The 2,350-nt window shown below is 44.3% G+C and carries 1 protein-coding gene; it reads right to left on the bottom strand.

The window, feature by feature from the left end; genetic code table 11:
* The coding region (locus ACJROR_RS10845) for an SNF2 helicase-associated domain-containing protein (protein WP_406547070.1) at positions 1 to 2,350 on the bottom strand (2,350 nt) is incomplete at both ends.

The raw sequence follows: 2,350 nt of genomic DNA, 5'->3' as shown, positions 1-2,350 counted from the left end.
GGAAAAACTTCCGGTAATGGCGGCCAGCACCAGTGCATTGCCGGAAACAGCCTTTTCCGTCTGTTTCTTCTGCTTAAGGAGATTCTTAACATCATCAGCGGTAAAATAAAGGTACCGCCCCTTGAAACGAACAAGTTTTTCGGCATTGTCGACAAGCCCGGCAAAATCGTCCGGTGAAAGCTCCAGATCCCCTGCCGTATACTCCCAGTCATAGGACAGTATCTTTTTAAGATTGATAAAGCTTAAGCTTCCACCCGGCATCCCTGACGAGGAGATCTTCATCTTCACTGCCGGTTTAAGAAGCTTCTGCATGCTTTTCGGCATGACAATCCGGCAGCCGATGATCTTTAAAAGAGGAAGAGAGCTGATAAGAAGTTCTTCCAGCTCCTTTATGGAAAGTTTTATTCTATCCTTACCGGTATTAAGCAGAGTATTCAGTGCAGGACAGCAGAATGTTAGCTTTCCGGAAAGCTTCAGAACATCAAAATAACATGGATCGGCTGGGTTCGCCAGCACTCTGGCAAGAGGAACAGCCTCATTTCCATGACTTTTGGAACTTAAACTCAGAGAAAAATAAACATTTACCGCATCATCCGCCATTTCGGCTGATGTCCCTTCGGCTTTGGCAGAGCCGTGCTCCGCCGTGTTTTCACCGGCAGAAGATTCAGTAATCGAAATAAGCGGAACCATATCCCCGTCAAGCAGATGGAAGGAAACCAGCCATTTTTCCAAACTGGTGTATTCAGGAAGCAGACCGTTATAGGCAATAGCGGCACCGGGAGTATCAAAAAGAAGATCAAATACAATATCATCCGAGTAGGTTTTATCGTACTCATCAAAATAGGTGTCCTGAATGATATTCGAAACAAAGTAGCCGATGGCTGTGGTTCCGATAAAAAGTGCTGACGGTTCCGCATCTCCCTCTACGGCCACAATTTTTCTGGAAAAGCCCTTCAGGATATTACCGGTCCTGGTACATAAAGCTCTGACATCAGGAGAAAGCAGTGCCGGAATCCAACGGCAGGATACAGCATCGGAAGACTCATCTTTTATAAGTCTTAACTGTTTAATCATCAGACCGTATTCCGGCTCAAACCTTATAATCTGAGGAATAATCGCACCTGAAACCACCAGCTTGAGGGCAATATAGTAAAGTCTGAGGCAGATTTCCTCCTCAGTAGAATAGCAGGAGCTAATCACTTCCGAACCAGGTATTCCTGGAAGTCCGGATACTCTGTCAGTGATATCGTGATTTACCAGAATACCGCAACCGGTGTATGCCATGACCGCATTAACGGCATCCATGCCTTTTTTCTGAACGGGATTTACATACTCATCAGCGTAGCTTTGACGTTTTTTACTCCATCTTTTTAAAACCGTTTTATTGACGGTATCACTAGAAATCAGACTGCCGGCCGTAACCACGTTTTCATTTTTCTCAGTGATTTCCGGAAAAACATTTACTCCTGGACGAAGATGCCTGAAAGCATCTTCGCCTATATCCGTATTTTTTAATACGGCTTTGGCTTTTTTAGCGGCTTTTTGAAGCAGTTTGCCGTATTTACTTCTGAAATTCCCGAAAACATAACCAGCAGGACTTTCCGGCAGCAGATTCATAAGATCTTCGAAAAGATTCGGTACCGGTTCAAAGGAAAGCCTGTCCAGCATACTCAGAAGACGGTTTTCCTCCTCACTGTTTCCGGAAGTATCCTCCAGGAAACCGGTGCTGCAGTTTTCATCATCAGTTTCTTCATCTGTCGGCAGTCCAGATTCACATTCATGTCGCTTATCATCATGGCCGGAAAATCCGGATATCTCGTTCCATTTAGGAACACTGACCTCCATAGCCCTATCCAGATTAATCTTGCGGTTCTTAAGTTCCTTGAGCAAATCTATACCGCGCATTCTGAAAAGTACAAAGGGATCCCGGTCAATCTCCATGCTCATCATGTATATAACAGCGGCAATATGTTTGCACGGCACGGCAAAATCAGGACAGTTGCAATTCATTTCCAGATCTCGCCACTGTCTCGGGAATATACTGATATCAAGAGACGAAGCAATATCAAGAAGATCAGGATCAAGTATTCTATTTGACAGAGAAGCCATAATATTCGGCTTCGTCATAATGAGATCCATCAGTTTTTCCATGTCATTGGCAGATACCTGAGGAACCGTAATAGTAATCCTGTAGGATGAAGCATAGTGACCTTTAACCTTTGCGGAAATAACATTTTCAGTAATAGTAAGATCCAATACCTTACCGGTATTGGCATAAGTTTTTCCGCGGGGAATCCGGTTGGCATTATCGATTTTAGTCAGGGATGCAAGCCATTCCTTTCCCCACCAT

It is taken from the genome of Succinimonas sp. (assembly GCF_045225735.1).
In the GTDB taxonomy this organism is placed as follows: Bacteria; Pseudomonadota; Gammaproteobacteria; order Enterobacterales; family Succinivibrionaceae; genus Succinimonas.
Note: the sequence above shows the minus strand (reverse complement) of the source record. Positions and strands in the feature narration are given on the sequence as shown.